23 protein-coding genes are annotated in these 24,387 nt (G+C 49.6%); 14 read left to right on the forward strand and 9 right to left on the reverse strand.

Features of this window, described 5'->3' with window-relative positions; genetic code table 11:
* Positions 1–58 precede the first annotated feature (58 nt).
* The 9 genes from MJ770_RS13830 to MJ770_RS13870 all read right to left on the reverse strand — a co-directional run bounded on the left by MJ770_RS13830 (position 59) and on the right by MJ770_RS13870 (position 8,697).
* Positions 59–511: a PepSY-like domain-containing protein gene (locus MJ770_RS13830; RefSeq protein WP_239255473.1), complete on the reverse strand. Its 453-nt coding sequence runs from the start codon at positions 509–511 to the stop codon at positions 59–61.
* Complete coding sequence (locus tag MJ770_RS13835; RefSeq protein ID WP_239255488.1) at positions 511–822, reverse strand: BON domain-containing protein; 312 nt, start codon at positions 820–822, stop codon at positions 511–513. The genes MJ770_RS13830 and MJ770_RS13835 overlap by 1 nt, the downstream gene beginning before the upstream one ends.
* Before the next feature lie 192 nt (positions 823–1,014).
* Positions 1,015–1,119, reverse strand: coding sequence for a DUF3309 family protein (locus MJ770_RS13840; RefSeq protein WP_239255490.1), 105 nt, complete (start codon positions 1,117–1,119; stop codon positions 1,015–1,017).
* 999 nt (positions 1,120–2,118) lie between these two features.
* On the reverse strand, positions 2,119–4,230 hold the full coding sequence (locus MJ770_RS13845; protein ID WP_239255505.1) for a putative bifunctional diguanylate cyclase/phosphodiesterase: 2,112 nt from the start codon (positions 4,228–4,230) through the stop codon (positions 2,119–2,121).
* Positions 4,231–4,234: 4 nt separating this feature from the next.
* Positions 4,235–4,678, reverse strand: a complete 444-nt coding sequence (locus MJ770_RS13850) for a response regulator (RefSeq protein WP_239255507.1) — start codon at positions 4,676–4,678, stop codon at positions 4,235–4,237.
* Between the two features lie 13 nt (positions 4,679–4,691).
* Entirely contained in the window at positions 4,692–6,587 is a 1,896-nt protein-coding gene (locus tag MJ770_RS13855; protein ID WP_239255509.1) for a PAS domain-containing sensor histidine kinase, read from the reverse strand.
* Positions 6,588–7,086: 499 nt separating this feature from the next.
* On the reverse strand, positions 7,087–7,719 hold the full coding sequence (locus MJ770_RS13860) for a response regulator (protein WP_239255511.1): 633 nt from the start codon (positions 7,717–7,719) through the stop codon (positions 7,087–7,089).
* A gap of 33 nt (positions 7,720–7,752) precedes the next feature.
* Complete coding sequence (locus MJ770_RS13865) at positions 7,753–8,349, reverse strand: sensor histidine kinase (protein WP_239255513.1); 597 nt, start codon at positions 8,347–8,349, stop codon at positions 7,753–7,755.
* Positions 8,350–8,505: 156 nt separating this feature from the next.
* A complete protein-coding gene (locus MJ770_RS13870; RefSeq protein ID WP_239255515.1) occupies positions 8,506–8,697 on the reverse strand; it encodes a hypothetical protein in 192 nt (63 codons plus the stop codon).
* A gap of 788 nt (positions 8,698–9,485) precedes the next feature.
* On the opposite strand from MJ770_RS13870, the gene MJ770_RS13875 reads away from it, so the two are divergent.
* The 14 genes from MJ770_RS13875 (at position 9,486) to MJ770_RS13940 (ending at position 24,187) form a co-directional block, all read left to right on the forward strand.
* Complete coding sequence (locus MJ770_RS13875) at positions 9,486–10,376, forward strand: GGDEF domain-containing protein (protein ID WP_239255517.1); 891 nt, start codon at positions 9,486–9,488, stop codon at positions 10,374–10,376.
* Between the two features lie 743 nt (positions 10,377–11,119).
* Positions 11,120–11,485, forward strand: a complete 366-nt coding sequence (locus tag MJ770_RS13880) for a hypothetical protein (RefSeq protein ID WP_239255520.1) — start codon at positions 11,120–11,122, stop codon at positions 11,483–11,485.
* A gap of 43 nt (positions 11,486–11,528) precedes the next feature.
* Entirely contained in the window at positions 11,529–13,112 is a 1,584-nt protein-coding gene (locus tag MJ770_RS13885) for a phage tail sheath family protein (protein ID WP_239255546.1), read from the forward strand.
* 22 nt (positions 13,113–13,134) lie between these two features.
* A complete protein-coding gene (locus tag MJ770_RS13890) occupies positions 13,135–13,659 on the forward strand; it encodes a phage tail protein (RefSeq protein ID WP_239255549.1) in 525 nt (174 codons plus the stop codon).
* A 5-nt stretch (positions 13,660–13,664) separates the two neighbouring features.
* Positions 13,665–14,396, forward strand: a complete 732-nt coding sequence (locus tag MJ770_RS13895; RefSeq protein ID WP_239255552.1) for a T4 family baseplate hub assembly chaperone — start codon at positions 13,665–13,667, stop codon at positions 14,394–14,396.
* Positions 14,393–15,148 (forward strand): hypothetical protein, encoded by a 756-nt coding sequence (locus tag MJ770_RS13900; RefSeq protein ID WP_239255555.1) that lies wholly within the window; start codon positions 14,393–14,395, stop codon positions 15,146–15,148. Before MJ770_RS13895 ends, MJ770_RS13900 begins: the two co-directional genes overlap by 4 nt.
* Positions 15,145–16,485 carry a DUF4255 domain-containing protein gene (locus tag MJ770_RS13905; RefSeq protein WP_239255558.1) on the forward strand — a complete coding sequence of 447 codons (1,341 nt, stop codon included), beginning with the start codon at positions 15,145–15,147 and terminating at the stop codon, positions 16,483–16,485. Before MJ770_RS13900 ends, MJ770_RS13905 begins: the two co-directional genes overlap by 4 nt.
* Complete coding sequence (locus MJ770_RS13910) at positions 16,482–18,407, forward strand: ATP-binding protein (protein ID WP_239255561.1); 1,926 nt, start codon at positions 16,482–16,484, stop codon at positions 18,405–18,407. Before MJ770_RS13905 ends, MJ770_RS13910 begins: the two co-directional genes overlap by 4 nt.
* Positions 18,404–18,658, forward strand: a complete 255-nt coding sequence (locus MJ770_RS13915; protein ID WP_239255564.1) for a hypothetical protein — start codon at positions 18,404–18,406, stop codon at positions 18,656–18,658. Before MJ770_RS13910 ends, MJ770_RS13915 begins: the two co-directional genes overlap by 4 nt.
* Positions 18,655–20,406 carry an eCIS core domain-containing protein gene (locus tag MJ770_RS13920; protein ID WP_239255567.1) on the forward strand — a complete coding sequence of 584 codons (1,752 nt, stop codon included), beginning with the start codon at positions 18,655–18,657 and terminating at the stop codon, positions 20,404–20,406. The genes MJ770_RS13915 and MJ770_RS13920 overlap by 4 nt, the downstream gene beginning before the upstream one ends.
* Positions 20,403–20,930 (forward strand): DUF6714 family protein, encoded by a 528-nt coding sequence (locus tag MJ770_RS13925; protein WP_239255570.1) that lies wholly within the window; start codon positions 20,403–20,405, stop codon positions 20,928–20,930. Before MJ770_RS13920 ends, MJ770_RS13925 begins: the two co-directional genes overlap by 4 nt.
* Positions 20,931–21,116: 186 nt before the next feature.
* Positions 21,117–22,919: an eCIS core domain-containing protein gene (locus MJ770_RS13930; protein WP_239255573.1), complete on the forward strand. Its 1,803-nt coding sequence runs from the start codon at positions 21,117–21,119 to the stop codon at positions 22,917–22,919.
* Positions 22,920–22,921: 2 nt separating this feature from the next.
* Positions 22,922–23,341 carry a hypothetical protein gene (locus MJ770_RS13935; RefSeq protein ID WP_239255576.1) on the forward strand — a complete coding sequence of 140 codons (420 nt, stop codon included), beginning with the start codon at positions 22,922–22,924 and terminating at the stop codon, positions 23,339–23,341.
* Between the two features lie 285 nt (positions 23,342–23,626).
* Positions 23,627–24,187: an REP-associated tyrosine transposase gene (locus MJ770_RS13940; RefSeq protein WP_320412237.1), complete on the forward strand. Its 561-nt coding sequence runs from the start codon at positions 23,627–23,629 to the stop codon at positions 24,185–24,187.
* Positions 24,188–24,387 lie beyond the last annotated feature (200 nt).

Consider the following 24,387-nt stretch of genomic DNA (forward strand, 5'->3'; position numbering starts at 1 on the left):
TTGCTTAAAATATGGCCTCGTTAAACAAATTTCTAATTTTTAAAAGGCGTATCTTTTTTTAATCTTTATCAACCCTCATAAAATCGCCGTTAAGCGCGAATTCCAATTCAACATTATTATTTAATTCAACCTGTTGGTGATTCAGCTCCAATTCCCAATCGGTAATATAATTATTGGGGTAATTTTTGGTCACATAATCTAATATGGCTTGTGGGATAGCAGAATCGGGAAGTTTTGAATGGCTATCGATATTTGTTATTTCATATGTACTATTGAACTCCAATTCAATATTCTCGCTTAAATAAATTTCGTAGCTAACAACCCCATCCTCGATTTCTTTAACTGCCTTGTTTATGGTGTTAGGGGAAAAATGGGCCGTAACATAGGTAGTGATAGCCGCAGGTATTTCAGTAGGTGTTAACGTTACATCGTTCGGGTCGTCTTGCTTCTCCATGTCACACGATATAAGGGTTACCAACAATAAACTTAAGACAATTGCAATCGTTTTCATTACTTGACCCGCATATCATTTTCGACCCCTTTTACACCATTGACGCTCTGTGCAACCTGGGCCGCATTATTAATCTCAGTTTGAGTGTTGACAAAACCGCTCAGCTGCACTACACCCTTAAAGGTTTCGACATTAATTTCGGCGGATTTCAAGGTGGGCTCGTTGAAAATTGCTGCTTTGACCTTTGCAGTCAGGACGCTATCGTCAATATATTCCCCGGTTCCTTCCTGTTTTGGCGTAGCTGCGCAACCCACAAAAAAAGCCAACAGAGCAATCAGAAAAAAAGTGGAAAAACGTTTAAATTGTGTCATGACAAGGTACTCCAAGTGAATGATGATGAAAAATTGCCTCTCAATGCTTGAACTAGAGCAAAATCAAAAGGCTCGTGTCTGCGACCTTTGTTGCGTTTTAAATCAGAAATTCAGTTATTGCTGTTCGTTGAGAAATCGCCGAAAGATGAAATAAGAATATCGCGCTATATCTCATCCATCAGCAACAGATGATCAGGATGAAAATCCAATATCACCGATGGAACCGTGACCCCAAACTTTGCTGTTGGGCCAACTCGGGATTACACCGACCAGCAATAGAGCCACAATGGCTAGCATCTAATGACATTTAGGTTTCTAATAAGTACGTCGTAGCAGCATAACGCTTGAGTAAGTTATCACAACACATTTACTTCAAAACATCACCCAAATAATGAAGTTTATTCTGCGCCACGCCGAATTCAACCTATCAGAAAATTAAAAAACAGTCAAGGCATATTTAACTAATGCAACGTTAGTTCATCGTTAACACCCCTATCATTAAAGTTCCTTAATTTCAGCGCTTGCAATAGGCTCTTCTCCTTTTACATTTGTTTTAATTCTCGCCATTTACGCCACCACCCTATTCAAGGTCTGCTTCATATTTCTCTAATGTATTTGGGGCAGCATCTTAACGATTGCAAACCGTATGCTCCACAATATACATTTATAGCCGACCTTCCAGCCTTCTCCCCAATATCACCACCCGTTACATTAGGTTTCCCACCCGCCAGTTTCTTGTATAACGAATTAAACGGAATTTGATGTTTTTATTAAAGCACGCATTTTATTGCAGGCATAGTTATCGTTTAAATACAGTAATATAAATGACGTCCGGGATGTTTGAATTGTCGAAGTTGTGATGTGCTTTACAGAGGCAAGTCGAATCGTCGGTTTTGCGCCGTGCCGATTGTCGGCACGTTAAATTTATAGACCTTGCCGTTCAACGAATAGAATGCATCAAGTGCCACGTGGTGCGCTAGCAGTTTGTCACATGAAAAACCGTTACGCGACCTTTGGCTTTAATCGGATAAAGAATTGCCTTAATTGCACTTGTTAAATAGGTTAAGAAGGCTGCCGATTCTTGTGTAAATGTGCACTTTAAGTTTTCAGAAAAATTCTGCACACCGTCCAGATATCCTTGCTTGTTTCAACCTCGACGGCTTTTTAACCGCCTCCTTAGAACGTACCAATAATACAATTACAGTCATTACATAAAATGGCCTATAGCTTCAGGGATATTGAGTTATTCAAACTAAAATAATGAAGCTCTAACGAGACCAATAATGCTCTGGTCGGCTAGACCAATAAGCTCACACTTGCCGGACGAGTCAAAAAGGATTGGGTTTTTTTTATCCAAGTATCAGCCAGCTCTGGCCTGCCAAAAAAATAGCCTTGATGAATGACCTGCCCACGTAGATTCAGAAATGCGGCCTGCTCGGAGGTCTCAACACCTTCCGCAACCACTCTGAGATGCATATGTTTGGCCACGGAAAGGATAGTTTCCACTAGTGATGCATCATTTGCGTTTGACGTCATGTCTTGCACGAAAGTTTTGTCGATCTTAAGTTCGTGTATGGGCAACTGCTTAAGATAAGATAGTGAGGAGTAGCCGGTACCAAAGTCATCCATTGAGAAGTGGATGCCAATTGAGCTCAACTCGGTCATTTTGGCAATCACTTCATTTATATTGTCAATTACCACCCCTTCCGTAATTTCCAGTGTGAGGTGCGTCGGATCAGCCCCAGTAATGGCAAGGCAATGTTTGATCTGTTCAACAAAACTTGGTTGGCGAAAATGGCGAGGGCTGATGTTGATCGCGACCCGCATCGAGCTGGAGGCTATATTTTCACACGCTAGGAAACGGCATACTTCGGTAAATACCCATGTCCCTAACTCAACAATGAGATTCGATTCTTCTGCAATTGGGATAAATTCGTTTGGCGGTATTAAACCTCGCTGAGGATGCTGCCAGCGCACCAGCGCTTCCGCGCCGACAACAACACCCGTTGCATCCACTTGTGTTTGCAGAAACACACGCAACTCGCCAGACGTGATGGCATGATGCAGCTCGCGCTCGATATTGAAGCGTTTTTTTGCAAGCTCATCCAGACTCCCTTCAAAGAACGCGGTCTGCCCGTACCCTCTCGTTTTTGAGTGGTGAAGAGCGGTATTAGCTCGACGCAGGATGTCCAATGGCGCGTCTTCATTATTCCCCATAAAAAGCGCGATACCGAGACAGGCGCTGAGAGTGATGAGTTCATCACCGAGGCGGAAAGGTTCGTTCAGGCGGTCATGAATTTTCATGCATACAAGGCGGGCAAGATGTTCGGCATCGTTTTGCTGTTGTGCGAGGTCGATCAACAAGATACCAAATTCGTCTCCTGAGATGCGTGCCACGAGATCGCCCTCCCGTAAGATGGAGACCAGCCGTTCGCCCACCGCCTGGAGCAGCGTATCGCCCAATGTCTGGCCACCCGCATCGTTTACTGTTTTGAATCGATCAATGTTGAACGATATCAATGCGCTGTATTGGCAATTTCGACGGGGCAAAGTCAGTGCTTGCGCCATGCTCTCCAACAGCAAGACACGATTAGGCAAGCCAGTGAGAGTATCGTAATAAGCCAGCTGGTGAATTTCAACCTCGGCACGTTTCTTTTCCGTGATGTCTTCCTTAATCTCCACGTAATGTGTAATGCGACCGCTTGGCTCGCGGATGGGGCCAATGATGGCATGGGCGATAAACTCGCTACCGTTCTTGCGCCTATTGTAGAACTCTCCCTGCCATGTTCCGCCCTCTGTCATGCTCGTCCATAGAGCATCGTAAGTGCTCTTCGGAGTTTTGTCTGAATGCAGCACATTTTGATTCTGGCCGATTACGTCTTCGCGAGTGCTGCCAGTTATGCGCAAATAAGACTCGTTCACATATTCAATATTCGCATCGAGGTCGATAATGGCAATGCTCGCCGGGCTTTGCTCTACAGCTTGGGCAAGCTTGTGCAGCGCCATTTCGGCGGATTTACGGGCTTTTTTTTCCTTGGCTTCGTCCAGTGCCCGGCGGATGGCGTTCGGTAGGCGGGCCATATGATCCTTAAGGATAAAGTCCACCATGCCCAAGCGCAGTAATTCGACCGCTGTTTCCTCGCCTACGCTGCCAGACACCATAATCACCGGCAGTTCAGGATATTTTGCTTGGATACGCAGCAAGGTCGTGCGGAAATCCATGCCTGGCACATTGTAATCCGCAAGTACCACATCCCATTCTGTTTGCAGCGCACCATTCAGATCCACATCGTTACCGATAGGACGCCACTCAGCCGCAATATCACTTTGGCGCAGATTGCGCTTAAGCAATAGAATGTCAGCGGGATTGTCCTCAATTATGAGGATTTTCAGTTGGCGCTCTATCACGATTTCACCTGCCTGGTGGCGGTTCGTTGGTTGCCAGCCAGTAGACTCCTACTCTCCCAACGGTCTCGGCGAATTCGGAAAAATCCACCGGCTTCCGGACGAAACTGTTGGCATGGTTTTCGTAGCTTTTCAGACGGTCATATTCTTCGTCGGAAGAAGTTAGCATGATAACCGGCAAAAATTTGGTGCGATCGTCTGAACGCAGCCGTTCTAGCACTTCCAGGCCAGATAGTCGTGGCAAACCTATGTCGAGCAGGACCATCGCGGGATGATCGGGATCCTCGCGGCCGATAAAGTCACCCTCTCGAAATAGATAATCAAGCGCCTGCTGACCGTCTCGTACTACGTCAATCTGATTGATCAGATTGGCGCGGCGTAATGCGCGCATTGTAAGCATTTCGTCTTGGGGATTGTCTTCCACCAACAGGATATTTTTGGTATTTATCATTAATTAACTCTCCTTATGTATCCTGTTCCAATGTCACAGGCATGTCTGATAAAGTAAAGCAAAATGTCGCGCCCTTACCCGGCTCTCCTCGTGCCTCAATGGATCCGGCATGGCGGTTCACGATACGCCGCACCGTGGCCAAACCAATTCCGATGCCGGGGAATTCATCTTGGCGGTGCAGACGCTGAAAGGGTTTGAATAACCGATTGGCATGAGCCATGTCGAAACCGGCACCATTGTCGGCAACGCAGAAGAAGTGTGCGTTATCTCGATTCTCTGCGTAAACACGGATGGTAGGGTTCTCCACGTGTGATGTATATTTCCAGGCATTGCCCAACAAGTTGCGCATTACCACTTCAAGCATACGCGCATCACATTGGGCCTGTAGCCCAGCTTCCACCTCCACCATCGCATGCTGTCCATGGTCACTTTGCGCTAGTTCGGCGAGCAAGCGTTTTGACATAGCCGAGATATCCACTAACTCGTATTGTAATCCCCCGCGAGTGCTACGTGAGAGCAAAAGCAAGCCGTCAACCAAGTCGCTCATCTTGCGACTGGCGAGGCTGATCTGCTCCAAGTAAATCAGTGGTTCGCCCTGTAGCTGATGGCCATAGTCTTCTTGTAAGGCGTGACTGAAACCACTCATAGCCCGGAGGGGTGCGCGTAAATCATGTGCAACAGCATAGGCAAAACTATCCAACTCTCGATTAGCAGCGGTCAGCTCGGCGGTGCGTTCGACCACGCGACGTTCCAGATCAAAGTTGAGCCTTAGAATTTCATCTTGAGTCTGTTTCCGCTCGGTAATGTCACGCACGATCGCAATGAAAAGCTTCTTGCCGGCGATGACGCTCTGGGAAATTGATGCTTCTATGGGAAACTCCTGGCCATTTGCACGAATGCCGCTGTTTTCACCCATCCCCCCCATGCGGCGAGCCTTCAAGCTTGTATGAGCAAAATTTACTATAGCTTTTTCGTGCGCTTGGTGGAAGCGTTCTGGGAGTAGCCGTGACAATGGCTGGCCTATAGCCTCAACCATGCTCAGACCGAACATTTCTGTAGCAGCCGGGTTGAATAGACGTATCCGCTGTTGCTCATCCACGGCAATGACTCCGTCCATCGCCGAGTTGATAATAACCGCCAATTGCTCCTCACTTTCACGTAGAGACTGCTCCACTCGCTTGCGCTCAGAAATATCCTGCACCGTACCATGCAAGTTCACGATGTTACCGTTGGCATCTCGGATCGCTTCGCCACTGGCAGCAATCCAGCGGCGAGGGCAGTTGGAGGGGCGTACTACCTCTACATCGCACTCGTAAGAAACTCCTTCCGACAAGCACCTTTCTACGGCGACGGAAAGCTCTGACCAGCTCTCTGGAGTGAAATACTCCTGTACATCTGGGTAAGCTATTGCATGCAAGGCTGGGTCGCGATCTAAAATGTTATAGACCTCCTCTGACCAGGTGTGTTTATCGCACTGAATGTCCCAAGACCAGTTGCCAACACTGGCCAGTCGCTGCGCTTCTTTCAATTTCTGATAAAGATCAGAGATTTTTTCGTTAGCCGACTCGGCAATAGCCAATGCATCGTTGGCTTGTTTTTTTGAACGACGCAGCTGGTCAAAAAAGACACTAAAAAGACAACCAGTTAACACAAAAACTATGATAGAAAAGGCAGATACGGGATTGATCAGGTGAAAGGATAGGGTAGGTGATATAAAGAAATACCAAGCCAGTAACGCACCAATGACAGTCGCAGCAAGTCCACCGTTAAGTCCGCCGATCCAAGCGCTGAGAAACACTGTAGGAATAAAGAAAAACCAAGCATAAGGCTTAAAAATGTCCCAAAGGTACCACTGAACAGCACAGGCAACGATGGGTAGCAAGACCGCGAGGGCCAGACGCGCGCTCATTACGACTCGCCTCGCTTCGGTTGCGGCATCGATATGGTAAATTGTTCTCCAACTAGCTCTAACAGCATCTGAAAATTCAAGCCCTTGTCGGTGACGACGTAAATGCCTTGAAGACGTAAACCTGACGCTGAATATATTAATAACATATCGTTTTTTCTTTATTATTATTTATATTTCGAACTAACCCTTGACACGCATTGAATCAGTATCTTGATTGAGAAGACTCAACCACTACAAGACTGCAGCTAAGGTTAGCAACACTTCCGAACAAATCGACCCCCTACCCAATAAAATTATTAGCATTTGAATCTGCCGCTAGCGACTTAAATATAGAGTGTGGAACTCGGCTATTTCCCTATATCGGCTCCAAGCGGCATAAATTAAGTAGGCGCAATCTGATTTTTAATAATTATTAACCTACATTGAATGTAGGATATAACCTACATATATGAGGTTTTTTACATGGCAATGATAGAGATATCAGCCAGATGCTTGAGCTTCAGCCGTCAATAAGCTGATGTCTAATAGCGTAGCGAACCAGATCGGTTTTTGTTTGGATATTCAACTTCCGCATAAAACGGCATTTGTGTGTGCTGATGGTCTTTATGCTTAAATGTAACTCACCCGCGATCTCGGTTACTGTTTTACCTGAGGCAATCAGGAGAAAAACCTGCAGTTCGCGTGCTGACAACCCTTCATGCAGTGCATGGCTTTCTAAGCCACTATCAAACACGAGCACTTCTACCAGTGATGTATCAACGAACCGTCCTCCAGAAGCAACCTTTCGGATGGCTCCAATGAGAATTTCCGGATCACAGCCTTTGGTCAGATAGCCAGCAGCACCAGCTTTAAGCGCTCGGCTGGCTATTTGACCCTCAATATGCATGCTTAGTACCAGTATCGGTAGATCCGGGCGCTCTATGCGCACCCGCTTAATCAGATCCACACCAGCCAGGCCCGGCATACTCATATCGAGTAAAACAAGATCACAAGAAGCTTCCTTTAACACACCAAGAAGCTCATCACCGTCGCCAGATTCGTCCATAACTACGATATCAGGCGTCAACGCAAGAATTTGTTTGAGCCCATGCCGAACGATGCAATGGTCATCAGCAATAATGATTCTAATCATGGGAATACAATACAATCATTCGAGAATATTTGATTATGCCACAGGAACATGTACAAGAACGCTTGTACCCCGACCCAACTCGCTGTCAATTACCAGGTCGCCTTCCAAAATTGCGACCCGCTCACGGATGCCAATCAGCCCAAAAGATTTTTTGCTTGATACCGAATACAAGTCAAACCCTTTTCCATTGTCACGCACTTCAAAACAAAGCTGGCTCTCAGATTGAGTCGCGATGATTCCGACCGTCGTCGCCGCGGCATGGCGTGCGATATTGGTTAGTGATTCTTGGATTATGCGGAATACCGCTGTCGCCGCGAACTCGCTCAATATGAAATTGCCGTTATCCACCTTTAATTCACAGGGGATATTGGTATGCTCGCTAAAATTTTCTGCCAGCCATTCCAGTGCAGCGACTATGCCAAGATCCAGAGCATCCGGTCGCAAGCTTGATGTGATATTCCGTGCGATATTGATTGTACGATCCACGAGATGAGTTATGGATCGCAGGCGTTCCATGAGTTCGCCATAGTTTAGACGCGCCAACGAAACGTCCATCCTGAGCGCGGTAAGAATTTGTCCCAATTCATCGTGGATCTCACGTGAGATACGCTTGCGTTCCTCTTCGCGCACATTTTCAAAATGCGCAGAAAGCTAGCGCAGCATATTTTGCGACCGTATCAGTTTCTCTTCATTGGTTTTGCCCTCGGTAATACTGATTGCGACACCATCCCAACTTTCGCGCATGTCCTCCACAGAAGCTTGCCGTATCTGCTCGCTCTTTTTGACTTACTCTAGCAAATAAGGTGTGGAGATAGAGCTGTTGCGTTGGCGGCGCAATGCCTCAACCACAAAAATCACGGTCAAGTCAGCTGCACAAAAAACGAAATCCGCCCAAATGATGTAGGTGTTAAAAGTCGATAAAAATGTATTGAACGGAGGGATGAACAGGTAGCCAGCAAGGACAGTACAAACTCGCATGGCAAATAAACCTGCCTGCTCCACCAAATATGGCAGCCAAAATCACCGCAGGACAAAAGTCAGGAAAGGCATACCGAATTCTGGTGGTGCAATTGCCAGCCGGCCAAGCAACGCCAACAAAATTAGCCCCGATGCAATTAAATACCCAGACGTACTGGTAAGTTGGGAGGGCGTTAACCAATCGAAGAAAGCACCAATGTCCTTTGAGAGGTTTATTCAGTCGCAGCAGAATACAACAAAGTTGTTTATATAGTCGCAGGCTAGTTGGGAATAATTGTCTTGGGCTCTTCACGATCAGTCATGTGTTACGTGCTCAGCCCACCTGCCATATTGATTCGAGTTAAGGGCACCTCTAAAAATACAATTTTGTGAGCGTCCACCTAACATAGTAATGTGACGCGGTTGGGATTTTAAGAGGTGCCTTTAAGCGGTTTAGGTTTTTTGACTTACTCAGCCCGTTGAGGATAATAAGCTATTTGATGGCTTCAAAGTCTAGACCAGTCAGTAGCTTTAAAAACTACAAGGGTAAATCCAAAACACCTTGTTTAATTACTACATAAAACTGTAACCTGGCATAAGCTGAGACCCAATGTGTCGCAGTCCATCTTCATGTTCGCTGTTAAAAATTCATTATATCGAATAATGCCAGCTATAATCGATATATAAAAAGCTTGATGCCCATCTGTCTGAGCTTAACGCCCACCTGTCTGAGTGTTTCCAACACCAACTAAAAATTAATAATATTATCTGAGTGATTCGCTCACTATGTGATTATCGGTTCAATAAACATGAAAAAGGTAAAAATCCCTGATCTCCTCCTCGGTACTATCTGGACCGGTTGGCGCCTCTGGGTTGTGTGGTCTGTCTGTATTTTTTTATCTTTACTTATTGTTTCGTTTCGGATTGCGACTGACGCCGAGTTTGATTTTGCATCCTTGTCGGTGCTGCCTGTATTCGTAATTACCTGGATAGGTGGAAGAAAACATGGGGTTTTTGTGGCCATCCTTGCATCTTCAATGTGGCTCATTGGCGACATTTTAGCGGAACGAATATACAGTACTCCTTTGATTCCGTGGATAAATGCAATAATTCATTTTATGGCCTACAGCCTGATAGCCATCCTTGCCACCCAAGTTCGCTTACAGTTTGAAAGAGAGCGTGAGTGCGCAACTCGGGATGTTCTGAGCGGGCTTCATAACAGAAGAGCCTTTCTCGAGGCTGGCGTCGAAGAAGTCGATCGCACGAAACGCTACGCACACCCATTAGCCGTTATCATTATGGATTTAGACAACTTTAAACAGCTGAACGACACCAAGGGCCATGATGCTGGGGACGCAGCACTGCAAGCAACTGCCGAAGCTTTGCGCAGCATCTCGCGCGCTAGCGATCGAGTCGCGCGATTGGGTGGAGACGAATTTGCCATGCTACTTATAGAAATTGAATACGAAGCAGCTATCAAGACGGGCCGAGAAATTTTCGCTACAGTGAACGCCGCACTTAAAGACTTCCCACCAGTTAAAGCAAGCATGGGTATAGCATGGTTCGGCAGAGCTGATCGTTCGTTCTCTGAGATGCTTAAAGCAGCCGATGAAATAATGTACGAGGTCAAGAAAAGCGGTAAAGACAATGTGTACTCACGACGTTTTCCTGAAACTAGCAGGTCAGATACTGAAAAATAACTTTAAACTGTCCTTGCGCTGTTCAAAGTTCAATATCAGCCCAAGCGAAGTTACCATATTTCTTAGCTAGCAGCCTGCAATTCACGACCCTATACTTCTTCCAGTCTTTTTCAATCTTCCGCACGGCGCGACTTACTGTCACAGGGTGTGGCCGCAAAGGTGCCCAATTCAGGAGTTTAATTCTCCACAAAGGTGTCATTCTCGATCGCGATTCGATCGCCTGAAAACTGTTGATTAATACAAATAAATAGCTAAATACCAGCAACCGGACTTATTTTTTGGCGAACCAGTCAATGATAAATAACTCTACATACCGCCTTAAACTACTGATCGAGGCAATGATGAGGGTCGATTGCCATTTTCGATGCTCTACAACAGCATTCCTTCTGCTTTGCGATTCGTTTAATTAGTCGAATCGACCTCCTTGAAATTCAGCATTGGACCTCGCTCTCCTGATAATCTATTCGGCAGTTCAAGCGGCCTCCGATATTGATACAAAAAGATCACTTTATTCTGTTACGGATGACAATATGCGCGAAATCACATCATTAATATTGCCTACCACAAATAGCTTGCGATAGGATATGGATAAGCATATTCTTATATTTAATTCACGTTGAACATGGCAAGAATGACAAATTGCTTTTCTACTGGACGCGCTCAAATAAACCCCCAACACCATGAATATAATTAAGTATGTTGTTTTTAAAACAATATAATTCCAAATTTTCAGGGAGGTTCAAATGGCAGAAAAAATAAACTGGAACTTTGTAACACAAGCACTCAATGGCCCGTCTGTCTCGGGCGCAGGCACGCTGGAGGTGGAAGCCTACGACAAGATCGCGGTAACGATCGCCGTTGGTGCGACCCAGCAGGTCAATCTGGTGCCAAGCGGAGCCGTTTCGCTGCTTATCATCAATCCGGCCGTACCTGACGCTGACTTAAGTTATGACGTCGGTGGCAATGCGATAGTACTGGATGGCCCACACGTGTTGATCGGCGCAGGTGCAGTTAGCCTGCTTGGCGGCGCAACGAATCTTTCCTTCACCAATAACACAGCCGAAGACGCGATCATCGAAATACTGCTCGGGCGAGACGCTACGCCGTAAATCCGTACCTTAAATATATCCATTACTTTAAAGGAGAAGCAACATGCCGGTCACCTTATCCTACCCTGGCGTTTATATTGAAGAAGTGTCCAGTGGCGTGCGAACCATCACCGGTGTGGCTACCTCCATCACCGCTTTCGTCGGGCGTGCCCTGCGCGGCCCGACAAATGATCCGGTGCGCGTGCAAAGCTTCGGCGAGTTTGAGCGGCGTTTCGGCGGGCTGTGGCGCGAAAGCACTCTTAGTTACTCGCTACAGCATTTCTTCCAGAATGGCGGCACCGACGCCCTTGTCGTGCGCGTACACAATGGTGCGGCCGCCGCCACCCTCACCTTGGCGGCAGGGTTCAATCTAGTTGCTGCGAATCCCGGCAAGTGGGGCGAGAAGCTGCGGGCACGCATCGATCACAACACTCGCCCTCACCTTCCTACTGACCCCGCCAACAGCCTGTTCAACCTCTCGGTGCGCGACACTGCGACTGGTGCAACCGAGCGCTTCCTTAACCTTTCCACCGACTCGAATAACGCGCGCTTCGTTACGCGTGTACTCGAACAGGAATCGAACTTGGTGCGGATCGTCACACCACCCGGCACGGTGCCTGTGCTGCGCCCTACAGCTCACGGCAATCCGTCCGCTGGCGCCGATCCACTGCTGGACAATGCCTCCTCCACCGTGTTCGCGGCGACTGGCAGTGAAGGAGCAGCCATTACTGACAACCAGATATCACTGGCCTCACTGGAAGCTGCCAAACAGGGGATATGGGCACTGCAAAAGGCAGACCTGTTCAATCTGCTGTGTATTCCGCCGCTGACGCGCGAACCAGGCGGCGACGTAAATTCTCAAACCCGAAGCGCTGCCGCCGCCTATTGCTTTGCGCGACGCGCCATGTATATTGTCGACCCTCTCATGGCCTGGGACGAGCCTTCTGATCTAACCGGTGCCAGCGGTCTGGATAGCGCCAGTTGGGGCCTGGCTCGCAGCGCAAATGCAGCACTGTATTTCCCTTATATTCGCCAGCCCGATCCTTTGCAAGAAAATCGCTTGGCTGACTTTGCCCCCTGCGGTGCTGTGGCTGGAATCATTGCGCGCACCGATGGCCAGCGTGGTGTATGGAAAGCCCCTGCAGGGAACGATGCTACTCTTAACGGCGTAGTCGAACTCTCGGTAAAACTTACCGATGGTGAAAATGGCCAACTCAATCCATTAGCAGTTAATTGCCTGCGCGCTTTTCCAGTCACCGGCCGTCTTGTATGGGGTGCTCGTACCCTGCGCGGCGCGGACCAACTTGCCTCTGAGTGGAAATACCTTCCAGTGCGGCGTCTCGCCTTATTCCTTGAGGAAAGCCTGTTTCGAGGTTCGCAATGGGTGGTGTTCGAACCGAACGATGAACCGTTGTGGGCACAGATACGCCTCAACCTCGGTGCCTTTATGCAGAACCTGTTTCGTCAAGGTGCCTTCCAGGGCAGTAGCCCGCGCGAAGCATATTTTGTTAAGTGCGACAGGGAAACCACCACCCAGAATGACATTGATCTGGGCATCGTCAATATCGTGGTGGGCTTCGCACCACTCAAGCCTGCAGAATTCGTGGTGATCAAGCTGCAACAGATCGCTGGCCAAATCCAAGTCTAACTCAGATAATCAGGAGGCATCCATGGCAACATTCACCGTCAATGCACAGCGTTTCGATCCTTACAAAAATTTTAAATTCCGCGTCAAATGGGATGGCCGTTATGTCGCTGGCATCTCCAAGGTTGGCGCAATCAAGCGTAGCACCGAACTGGTTGAACACCGCGAGGGAGGCGATCCATCAACTTCGCGCAAGTCGCCCGGTCGCACCAAATTCGAGGCGATCACGCTGGAGCGCGGCGTCACCCATGACACCGAATTTGAAAAATGGGCCAACAAGGTTTGGAACTATGGCTCCGGTTTAGGCGCCGAGGTCTCGCTGAAAGATTTCCGCAAAGACCTCATCATCGAGGTCTATAACGAGGCAGGTCAGCTTGCGCTTGCCTACAAGGTATTTCGTTGCTGGGTATCTGAATACCAGGCCTTGCCTGATCTTGACGCCAATGCCAACGCGGTTGCCATCCAGCAGATCAAGCTGGAAAACGAGGGCTGGGAACGCGACTACGATGTAACCGAACCCAGCGAACCCAGCTTCACGGAACCAGCCTGACACCCATGCAAGCTCCTGGCGATACAGAGATTCTTGCTCTGTGGGAGCGCGGCCTCTCGCGGCACCCGATTGACAGAGCACTATTGCTGTGTGCTTGGGCACGGCCGGATTTACCGTCTTCCAGCTTCCCCGATCTGCCGCTGGGTAAAATCAACCGGGTGCTACTACACCTGCGCGAAATTTGCTTTGGGCCGCGCATCATTGCCTGTATTGATTGCGAACATTGCAGCACACGAATGGAAGTCACTCTTGATACCAGTCAGTTACTCGCTGGTATCAACGAGGACGATACGACCAACAAGTTCGACAATAGACCAGCCGAGTTCGAGATATCCAATCTTCGCTTCCGCGTACCATGCAGTCGCGATCTAGCGGCGATTAGCGGGGAGCGGGATATCAAGGCGGCGGCGGTTAAGCTGCTGAAACAATGTTGCTTAGAACTCCCAGAGAGCAGAAAAACAGATTTTGCAAGCATGCTTCCCAAGGCCGAAGCTGCCATGGAAATTCTTGATCCTGCAGCTGACATCAACCTCTCCCTTAGCTGCGAGGACTGTGATCACAGTTGGCTGGCTAGCTTCAACATTGGCTCGTTATTGTGGGATGAAATCGATGTGCGTGCCCGGGCCTTGCTCGCCGAAGTACATAGTCTTGCTCAGGCATATGGTTGGACTGAACCGGAAATATTCGCGCTCTCACCGCAACGGCGTGCAGCCTATCTCGACATGGTGGGCATATGAATGGATTTTTGCATCGGCTTGCCGCACAGGCCATAGGAAACACAAACAACTTGCGTTCCGTAGCGTGCGCACCTTACGCCACCCCACTTTCGCTTGCAAATAGTGCAGAGCCGGATAATCAAATACCTGGATTGAACTCTGTTGTTAATGAACGACGAAACATGGGAAAAAATGAGACGGCACGGGATTCCGTACCCAGTCAAGAACAGCCTCATGCCAATTTCCCGACAGAAATCAGCACGCAAACCCGCAACAACGAAGTTACACCGTTATTACCAGAAGTTTTCGATGTCCAATTGGGCAGTGACTCTGACTCTTATGCAAAACCGAACCCAACCAACGGCCCAACCTCATCTGTGAAAGCAAAATTACAGCAATCAAGTATTAATAAATCGGTTGCGGGCGAATCTCCAGTTGTTGCTGAGGAAATTGAAATACAGGAAATTGAAATGCATATACCGGAGGATAAAATCACAGCTTTCACTGATAGCAATTATCCTTCGCCACTTTTGCCGTTGAAGAATGCTGCACGTCCTTCGGCATCGAATGTAAATGTAGCAGCGCAACGTGCCGAGCAAAGCGGTTTTGGCCAGCGGGTTCAGGTCGAGGACGTAACCGAAGTACATGTGAGCATAGGTCGCATAGAAGTCACAGCCGTGCATGAGTCACAGCCGCAAAAACGCCAAGCGCCGACGCAGGCCAAACCACTGTCGCTCGATGAATATCTTGCCCGTCGAGGGAGGGGAACATGAGCAGCGCGCTCGCCATTGCCGGGGTGACCGCAGTATTGCGCGATTTACTCAATGACGGACTGATCAACCACGATGCAACTAGCGTTCTTGGTGCTACTGTCTCGGTAAGTGCTGGCCCACCTGACCGGGTGATACCAGCAAACAGTGGCACCGAATCTTCCCAACTCAATCTGTTCATGTACCACGTTACGCCCAACACTGGTTGGCGTAATGAAAGTTTTCCCACACTCGATGCCACTGGCAGCCAGCGGTTATCCAACGCACCGCTTGCCCTTAATCTGCATTACTTGCTTTCTGCTCACGGCAGCGAAGATTTACATGGCGAAATTCTGCTCGGTTATGCCATGCAACTTCTGCATGAGATGCCCATACTCAGCCGTAAAGCCATTCGAAAAGCGCTCGACCCATCGCCTCCTATAGCTGGCACGGCTCTTCCGGCTGCGTTAAAAGCATTGGCGGACTCTGGACTTGAAAAGCAGATCGAACTGATCAAGATCACACCGGAATATCTCAACACCGAAGAACTATCAAAACTTTGGACCTCCACGCAAAGCCATTTACGCCCAACAGCAGCCTATATGGCCAGTGTGGTGTTAATAGAATCGACTCAATCGGTTCGATCTGCACCGCCGGTATTGACGCGAGGGCCTGTAGTAAAACCCGACCCTCTCAATGTAGATACGTGGTATGAAAGTGGCATCACTGCTGTAGCTGGCCTTACGCCTCCTTATCCGATACTCACTGGTATAGAACTACCCGATAAGCAGATAGCCGCGCGCCTCGGCGAGACCATCAAGCTGAAAGGTTACAACCTCAACGGAACAAACCTTGCCGTGCGTTTCGCGCATCCTGGTCTGACAACTCCGATTGAAATTTCTCTCGGTACTAATGCAAACGAAGAGATTTTTTCAATGGTTTTGCCTAATACCGCTCAGGACGATATCGACTGGCCTGCGGGTATATGGGAGGTAACTGCAATATTACAACGCTCTGGTGAAACCGTGACACGCAGCACTAATCCACTTACGCTGTTCCTGGCACCGCGTATCGACATAGCGGGTAGCAGTGCCATACGTGACTCGTCCGGTGTGACCATCACTCTTGTCTTTGCTCCGCAAGCCCGACCCGGCCAACGAATAAGCCTCAATGCAGGAGGATATGAGGCATCGCCAGAGAAATTTACTGTTCCGACCGCCAGCCTTCAATTTAAGTATGCTCAATTGCCCGCAGGGAGCCACCTGTTGCGTTTGCGTGTCGATGGCGCTGACAGTTTACTGGTGGTCCGACTTACTACGCCGCCGCAATTTGACAACACACAGATGTTAATCGTGCCATGAACGCCCCCGACCAACGCCACGACTGGACCGATGCAAATCAACGCCTGATGGTGGCTGAACTCGCACGCATCAAGGCCTGTATGGTTGGTGAAAGTCAGGAAACGGCAATAGCGACAGCAGACAAAATCCGCGCTGTATTATCGTCACAGTCAGCCATAGATCGCTTGGTGGATTGCTTTGATCTAAGCACTTTCGAGCGAGACGTTCTCTTGCTTTGCGCAGGGGTAGAGATGGACGCAAATTTAGCCTTACTGTGCGCCACTACTCAAAACAAGCCTCTGCAAACCTATGCAACTTTTAGTTTGGCGCTGGCGTCGCTGGAAGAGCCGCATTGGAGTGCGCTCAGCCCGATACGCCCCCTGCGCAGGTGGCGCCTGATTGAGGTTTCAGATGAAGCGAGTTTGGCGAATGCGCGCTTGCGCATAGAGGAGCGAGTGTTGCACTTTCTGGCCGGAATCAATTACCTCGACACTCGCCTGGAACCTCTGCTCAAAATTCGGGGCGTAGCTAAAACTCTAGCAATTGCTCAACTCGAAACTGCACAAGCTATATTTGAAGGCTTGCATGAGCGCAATGCACCCGTCCCAGTCATCCAGCTTCTAGGAGATGATCGCGACGGTCAGGCGGATATCGCCGCCAGTGTCGCAGCCAAACTCGGGATGCAACTTCTTATCCTGCATGCGGAAGACATACCTGCAGGCGTTCACGAACGTAACGCCTTTGCCGTTTTGTGGCAACGCGAATCTACGCTGTTATCCAGTGCTTTGCTGATTGAATGCCATGAGCAGGAAAATGTAACCGCTGCCCGGCTCGCCGAAGATTTAAGTGGATTGTTGTTTATCGCTAGTAATGATCCGCTGGAACTGCAACGCAGCACCTTGCGCTTCACCGTAAACAAACCGGAGGCCAAAGATCAAAAACACTTGTGGCAACAGGCATTAGGTTCAGCGACAACGAAGCTCAATGATTCGCTGGATGGGGTCGCATCACAGTACAGATTGAGCGCACAAACAATCCTGAGTACCGGCGCCGAAATCAGCAGTGCTATTAACGCAAGCGATAAACCAGATGAACTGTTGTGGCAAGTCTGTCGCACTTTGGGACGACGACAGCTGGATGATTTAGCTCAGCGTGTTGAACCGACTTCCCGCTGGGATGACTTGATCCTGCCGGAACATCAAAAGTTAGTTCTGAGCCAAGTCGCGAGCCATGTGCGCAACCGGCTCAAGGTCTGCAAAGAATGGGGTTTTGCTCGCAAAAGCGCCCGCGGCTTGGGTCTCAGCACATTATTCGCCGGAGAAAGCGGCACCGGTAAAACCATGGCTGCCGAAGTATTGGCCAACGAACTGCACCTCGATCTTTACCGCATAGACCTATCCTCAGTGGTCAGCAAATACATCGGCGAGACAGAAAAAAACTTGCGCAAGGTTTTCGATGCCGCCGAAGAAAGCGGCGTAATTCTGCTATTCGACGAGGCCGATTCTTTGTTCGGCAAGCGCAGCGAAGTGAAAGACAGCCATGACCGCTATGCCAATATCGAAGTGAGTTATTTGCTGCAACGCATGGAGGCTTACACCGGCCTAGCCATCTTGACCACCAACCTGAAGACGTCACTGGATACAGCGTTTCAGCGGCGATTACGCTTCGTTGTGCAATTCACTTTTCCCGATACAGAACAGCGCGAAGCCATCTGGCGCAGTGTATTCCCTGACACCACGCCAACCCGGGACCTGGACTATCGCAAGCTGGCGCAGCTCCAAGTGGCAGGTGGAAATATCCGTAACATCGCGCTAAATGCCGCATTTCTGGCCGCTGATGCAGGCGAGGTTGTCAACATGGTGCATCTGCTGCACGCCGCCCACGGTGAGGGCTCGAAGCGTGAACGTCCTTTGACCGATGCAGAAACCCGGGGGTGGGTATGAAACGCGTCGTCCTGCACATCGATAGATTGGTATTGAAAGGTTTCCGGAACGAAGACCGGCACGGCATCGCCGAAGGCTTGCAGCAGGAATTGACCCGTCTGATTACCGATTCACAGGTCGCCCAGCAGTTAGCGGTGAATGGCGATGTGTCGCGGCTACGAGTTGGAAGCATTCAAATTGACCAAGGTGCAAAACCACAGAAAATCGGCTTGCAAGTGGCGCAGGGAATAGGCAGGGGGATGAAACCATGAGCACCGCTGCGCCATTGCACAACATTGCTGAAAAGTCACCGCTCGTGAGCAAATCGTCTCACTCGGGATTGCTGTTGCAACGCAAGTGCGCTTGTGGATTACCGAAATCTTCATTGAGTGGCGAATGTGAGGAATGCAAAGGCACGAAACGTTTGCAAACCAAGCTCGCCATAGGTTCGAGCAACGACCCTTTGGAAATGGAAGCGGACCGGATAGCCGACCAAGTATTAGCAGCATCGCACAAGAGTATGTTGAGCACCGTGCCACCGCGCATTCAGCGCTCCACTGGGCAATCAACAGGTGATGCGGGCGCAGCGCCCGCCAGTGTGGAACGCGTTTTGTCTAACTCTGGCAGGCCGCTCGAACCACCACTTCGGCAGGACATGGAGCAGCGATTCGGCCACGACTTTTCACAGGTTCGCGTGCATGCCGACGCAGCCGCCGCGCAATCGGCTCGTGACGTGCGCGCACACGCCTACACCGCCGGATCGCACATCGTATTCGGAGCGAGCCAGTTCTCTCCCTCCACACCCGCCGGGCGGCACCTGCTGGCCCACGAGCTAACGCATGTACTACAGCAATCCGCACACACCACCAGTCCGGGCATAGGCGGCGGCAACGCCACGATTATGCGAAAGGGTTTCGAGAGCACGGTCGAGATTTGCCACCGTGTACTAAAAACCCGTCAGTTCAAGGTGGAAAATGGTGGCCTGCGCGTCATACTGGCCGCCAACAGCCCTTACAAGGGCGTGCCAAACTGCGACGACTTCAACTTTGGTGTCTCGCTGAGCCGCTCCGAAGACTGGTGGATCGACAAGGAAATCGGCACCTGCGAAGCCTCGACCGGCGGTACACGGGTGTTCACATTCGGCAACCTGCCTGTTGGCACCTACTACCTCACGATCTGGCGCACCTTCGACAATCCCAATTGTTGCCTCGAAGGCGACATCATGGTCTTCGACGAAGCTGCGGCTAATGATTCGGCAGGATGCCATCGAGCCAAGGACCTTAGCACGATGGATATTGTGCATGGTGCGCTGGATCTGGCCGGTTTCATCCCGGCGTTGGGTGCAATTCCGGATGGCATAAATGCCGGTATCTACGTTGTCGAAGGCGACTGGGCCAACGCCGGTTTGTCTGCGGTGGCGATGGTTCCGATGTGGGGAGATGGTGTCAAACTCGCTACGATGGCGGGCAAGAGCACGATCCGTGTGACAGCCAAGGCGGCTATCAAGCTCGGCCCGGATGGAATTGCAAAGGGCCTGAAGGAGGTCAAGGCCGCGAGTAAGGCCACGAAAGTGGAGACGGAGCTGGCGCAACAGATCAGCAAAGAAGCCGCAGAAAAAATTGAGAAAGAGGCGGCCGCAGAGGCGATAAAAAAAGGGACGCCAAGCCCCAAGAAAAAACCTACCAAGCCTGACGGAAACACGAAAAAAAAGGAGAAACCCAAAGAGAAGGACAAAAAAAAGAAGGGCCCGAAATGCTCTGAGGCAGAGATTACGTTGATGAACAAGGCGCTGCATGTGTTCTGCGACAAGCCGCGACGCTGTTCCATGCAGGCCGACACCTGTGAAACCGCGACGGCCAAGGTGGCTGCAGGCTATGGCTGCATCGACGGTCGCGTCGTGCTCCAGCAGAAATGCTTCTCGCCCGGCGATCCGCAGTACGAATCTCATATGCAACAGATTGCCCAGGCCTCTGCCGCGCTACGAAATTGCTTGGCAGTCGTCGCGGAGAAATGCTCATGAAATCCGTTGCAGAAAATGGGGCCATCGTGAAAGTAGCGCTCTTCGCGGCATTTGCGGACATACCCTATCCGGGTGATGGAAACATCGTTGTCGATCAAAGCGTTTTCGACCCCGAATGCACTGAGATCGTCAATGCGTTTACCGGCATGAAATGGCAGGACGTTTCGGTTAAGATGGTTCTACAGTTCAAAGAAGCGTTGCCACTTTTCACGCCTGCGGCTTTTAGTTTCTATCTGCCGGCGTACATGGTTGCTTGTGTAGAAGCTTACTACGATGTCGATGTTGCCCTGGATTCGGTGCTCTTCAATCTGACGCCACCGGTGTCCCGAAGCGGGTGGCAATGGGATTTTTTTCAGGCAAGAGTCAAGGGTTTTTCAGGACCGCAAGTAGACGCCACCCGGTCGTTCCTCACCCTTATGAATGAATACGAGCTCGCCGACTGGGCGAGCGCAGGCAAGGTTCCGCCACGAGAGCGCATCGGACGCGCCATGGACTTCTGGGCGCAATTCCCCGGTAGGGCATAAGGCATAAGTCAGTCATATGGATTTGTATACCGGAATTCTCAAGATAATTAAAGCTGGCCTCGTCGACGCATGCGAACGGCACAGGAAACAAGAAAAGGAAACAAGTAATTTTTCCACAGTGGGCATTTATGTTTGCCATGTAGAAAAAACGATCAGTTAAATCATCACCAACAAAGAGATGAAGGAATGAGCACCGCTGCACCACTAAAGAACACTGCTGCCAAATCTCCGCTAGTGAGCAATTCGTCTCACGCGGGATTGCTATTGCAGCGCAAGTGCTCGTGCGGCAAGCCGGCGACATCGTCATTTAGTAGTGAATGCGGGGAATGCAATAAAAACCGTTTGCAAAAAAAACTCCGCATAGGCGCAAGCAATGATCCGCTGGAGCAGGAAGCGGACCGGGTCGCGGATCAGGTATTGGCAGCACCCGCACATTCCACAGTCAGCAGCGCAATGCCGAGCATACAGCGCTTTACGGGTCACGCGGCGGGGAATTTAGATATCGCACCACCCATCGTGGATCACGTGCTTTCTGCTTCTGGCAGCCCGCTTGATCCGGCATTACAGCAGGACATGGGGCAACGCTTCGGCCACGATTTTTCGCAGGTGCGCGTGCATACCGGCCTGGCCGCTGAACAATCAGCGCGGGACGTAAACGCCCATGCTTACACTGTGGGAAACAATATTGTGTTCGGAGCAGATCGGTTTGTGCCGGGATCGCACGAGGGGAAGCGGCTACTTGCCCATGAGTTGACACATGTGGTTCAGCAATCAGGTTTAGACAGGATTCGTGTTGGTCAAAGCAATGAAAATAGTGGTCTTTCCACTAATTCTCATGTCGTGCAACAGCGAGGGGATGCCAGTGACTCGCATGTACTCTCTTTGAACAAGGCTCAACCTCGCGCCGATGGCAGTATCGTGCAGCGACAGCCGGCACCACCCAAGAAATGGAAAATACTCTCGCAAGATGAGATCAAGTCTGACTCCAAGCGCGAAAAGCTTCGTAAACAATCAGGACAGACCGAAGCCAAAGTCTGCCGGACGTTCGGTAAAAAATTAGATATAACAAACTGTCCAAGTGTCCTGGAACCGGGTAAAGAGGTTAACGTCGTTGAGAAAAAACTTGACGGCCTCTGGCTACAGATCGAGAACACGGGCTTTGCCGGCTTTGGGCCTAAGGAGCGGACATTTGTTCTCGGAGCATTTGTTGACGAAGCACTGTCCTCGCTGGAGTCGGGCGAACATTGGCTGGACCCCAGCTCGAGCATCAACAAATCCTGGGCTTTGTACCGGCAAGCCAAAGTAAAACCGACTCAACCGAATCTGAAACTGGTCTGGGCATCGCGTAGCGAAGTAAAGAATTGGCTGACGAGCATAGGCAAAACGCTGGCCCCACAGGGTGCCAAGCTGACACGGCGCAATCTGGATGATTACCGGCGGTTTTATGCGTCTGCTGAACAACTATGGATAGCAAGCGATAAATTACTCGCGCAACACAAGTATCCTGATGCAGCTAAAGGCACCTATACAGAGTGGGCGGTAGGCAGTGGTAAAGATCAGGGTGATAGTATCCATGCCAAAAACGTTCCCACTACGGCCAAGTATCACGTAGACCTCTTCGGCGAGGGTTACTTCAAAGGGGCGATCAACATCGGCATGGCCGAACGCACCAGCACCACCGGCATCCACAACTCGCGCGTGCCCAATTTGATTTACCGCAGATTTTCCTCCAAGGACGCCAGGCTGCCGATCGCCGACCATGCTGCGGATTTGGTCACTTCCGAAAATGGTCCCATTCGAATACAGGGGCTCGCCGAAGAGATTGCCCGCATCATCGCCCCTGGTGGCACCATCGTGCTTATCAATCCGATAAGTGAAGAGAGTTACCACGACAAAGTCGCCAAAGCGACGGGAGGCACCGTCAAAAAAGTACATACCACCAATGGAGTAGAAACCGTACAAACGACGATTGTCGTTCCAGGACCGTAATCATGACTTTTAAAGTCACCCGTGATCAAGATGGATATCCGAGTATTACTTTAACGGACGAGCCACCCTATTCTCATGCGTTGGGTGTGGCTCCTTCTGCGCGGGAACCCGAGCTCAACAAGGGTAACTGGCTGGTTATGGCCTTCGCCGTCTGGAGCACGCCAGATAACTTAGCCATCCAAACTGCTCTTGATGTGGCCAAACGCTTTGGTGGAAAACTCAATCTTGGACTACGCCCCTTCGATGATTCGGAGGAATTCAGCGCTTGGTGTCCCGATATAGAGGACGATGAGCAAAGTCCGCTATGGGTGTTGCTCCGTGATGGCGAGGTATGTATGAAGCGCAGCGGGATTCTTACAGTTGATGAACTGGTCGAGTTGATTGGCGATGCCTGTGATCCTATGTCAGCACTGGCAGGATGAATGGAAAGCCTGCATAGGACGGTTTAGCGAAATATAATCCACCCATGATAACGAACAATACGCAATAGCGCAGGGAGCGATAGATGAGGAAAAGCTTATGTTAACCACGCTGAAAAAAGTAACCAAATAAGAACATCAACAGCTAGCCAGGTAGCCACGCAGCCAGGTAGGGTGCATTCCATGCACCAAACAACGGTAATTATGATAAATGATGGAATTGTTACGAACATTAATAAAAACAACTGGCTTGGTGTTGATACGTAAAACACACAATACTTTTATCTAATGTCAAATTATCGGAGAGCAAATACCAAAGGCGGCACTTATTTTTTTACCGTGGTGACTTACAGACGGCAAAGGTTTTTATGTGATGAAAAGGTTCGTAATGCAATACGTGCAGGGATTATGGCTACGCAATCCACACACCCATTCACTATAGATGCATGGGTGTTGCTCCCTGATCATCTTCATTGTTTGTGGACACTGCCACTAGATGATGCTGATTTTGGCATCCGTTGGGCGATGATAAAACGATATGTCACCAAACAATGTGGCCCGGAATTGAAACATGATGGGTGGATGAGCCCATCAAAACACAATAGAAAAGAATCAACCCTATGGCAGCGGCGCTTTTGGGAGCATCAAATTCGTGACGAAATGGATTACGAAAGACATATGAATTACCTGCACTACAACCCAGTGAAACATGGGATGGTAGAAAAAGTAGTGGCTTGGCCGCATTCGACGTTTCATCGGTATGTTCGGCAGGGTGTTTATGAAATGGGTTGGGCGGGTGTAACAAATGTACAAGAATTTGGCAATTTCGGTGAACCAGGAGAGAAATAAAATGGTGCGTGGAACGCACCCTACTAAAGAAAATTGAGAGCTTTGTCAGTTACGAAACTAAATATATAGTCGATGTTCTGTTTGCATTGATTGGGTTGGTCGCTTTGGGAAATCAATAAGATCTGACTTGATTGACAAATACTGTAATTGAAATCAGGGAAAGCTTGTAATGACGATGGCTAAAAAACAATCAACCAACC

The sequence above is a fragment of the Candidatus Nitrotoga sp. M5 genome (genome assembly GCF_927904885.1).
Lineage (GTDB): Bacteria > Pseudomonadota > Gammaproteobacteria > Burkholderiales > Gallionellaceae > Nitrotoga.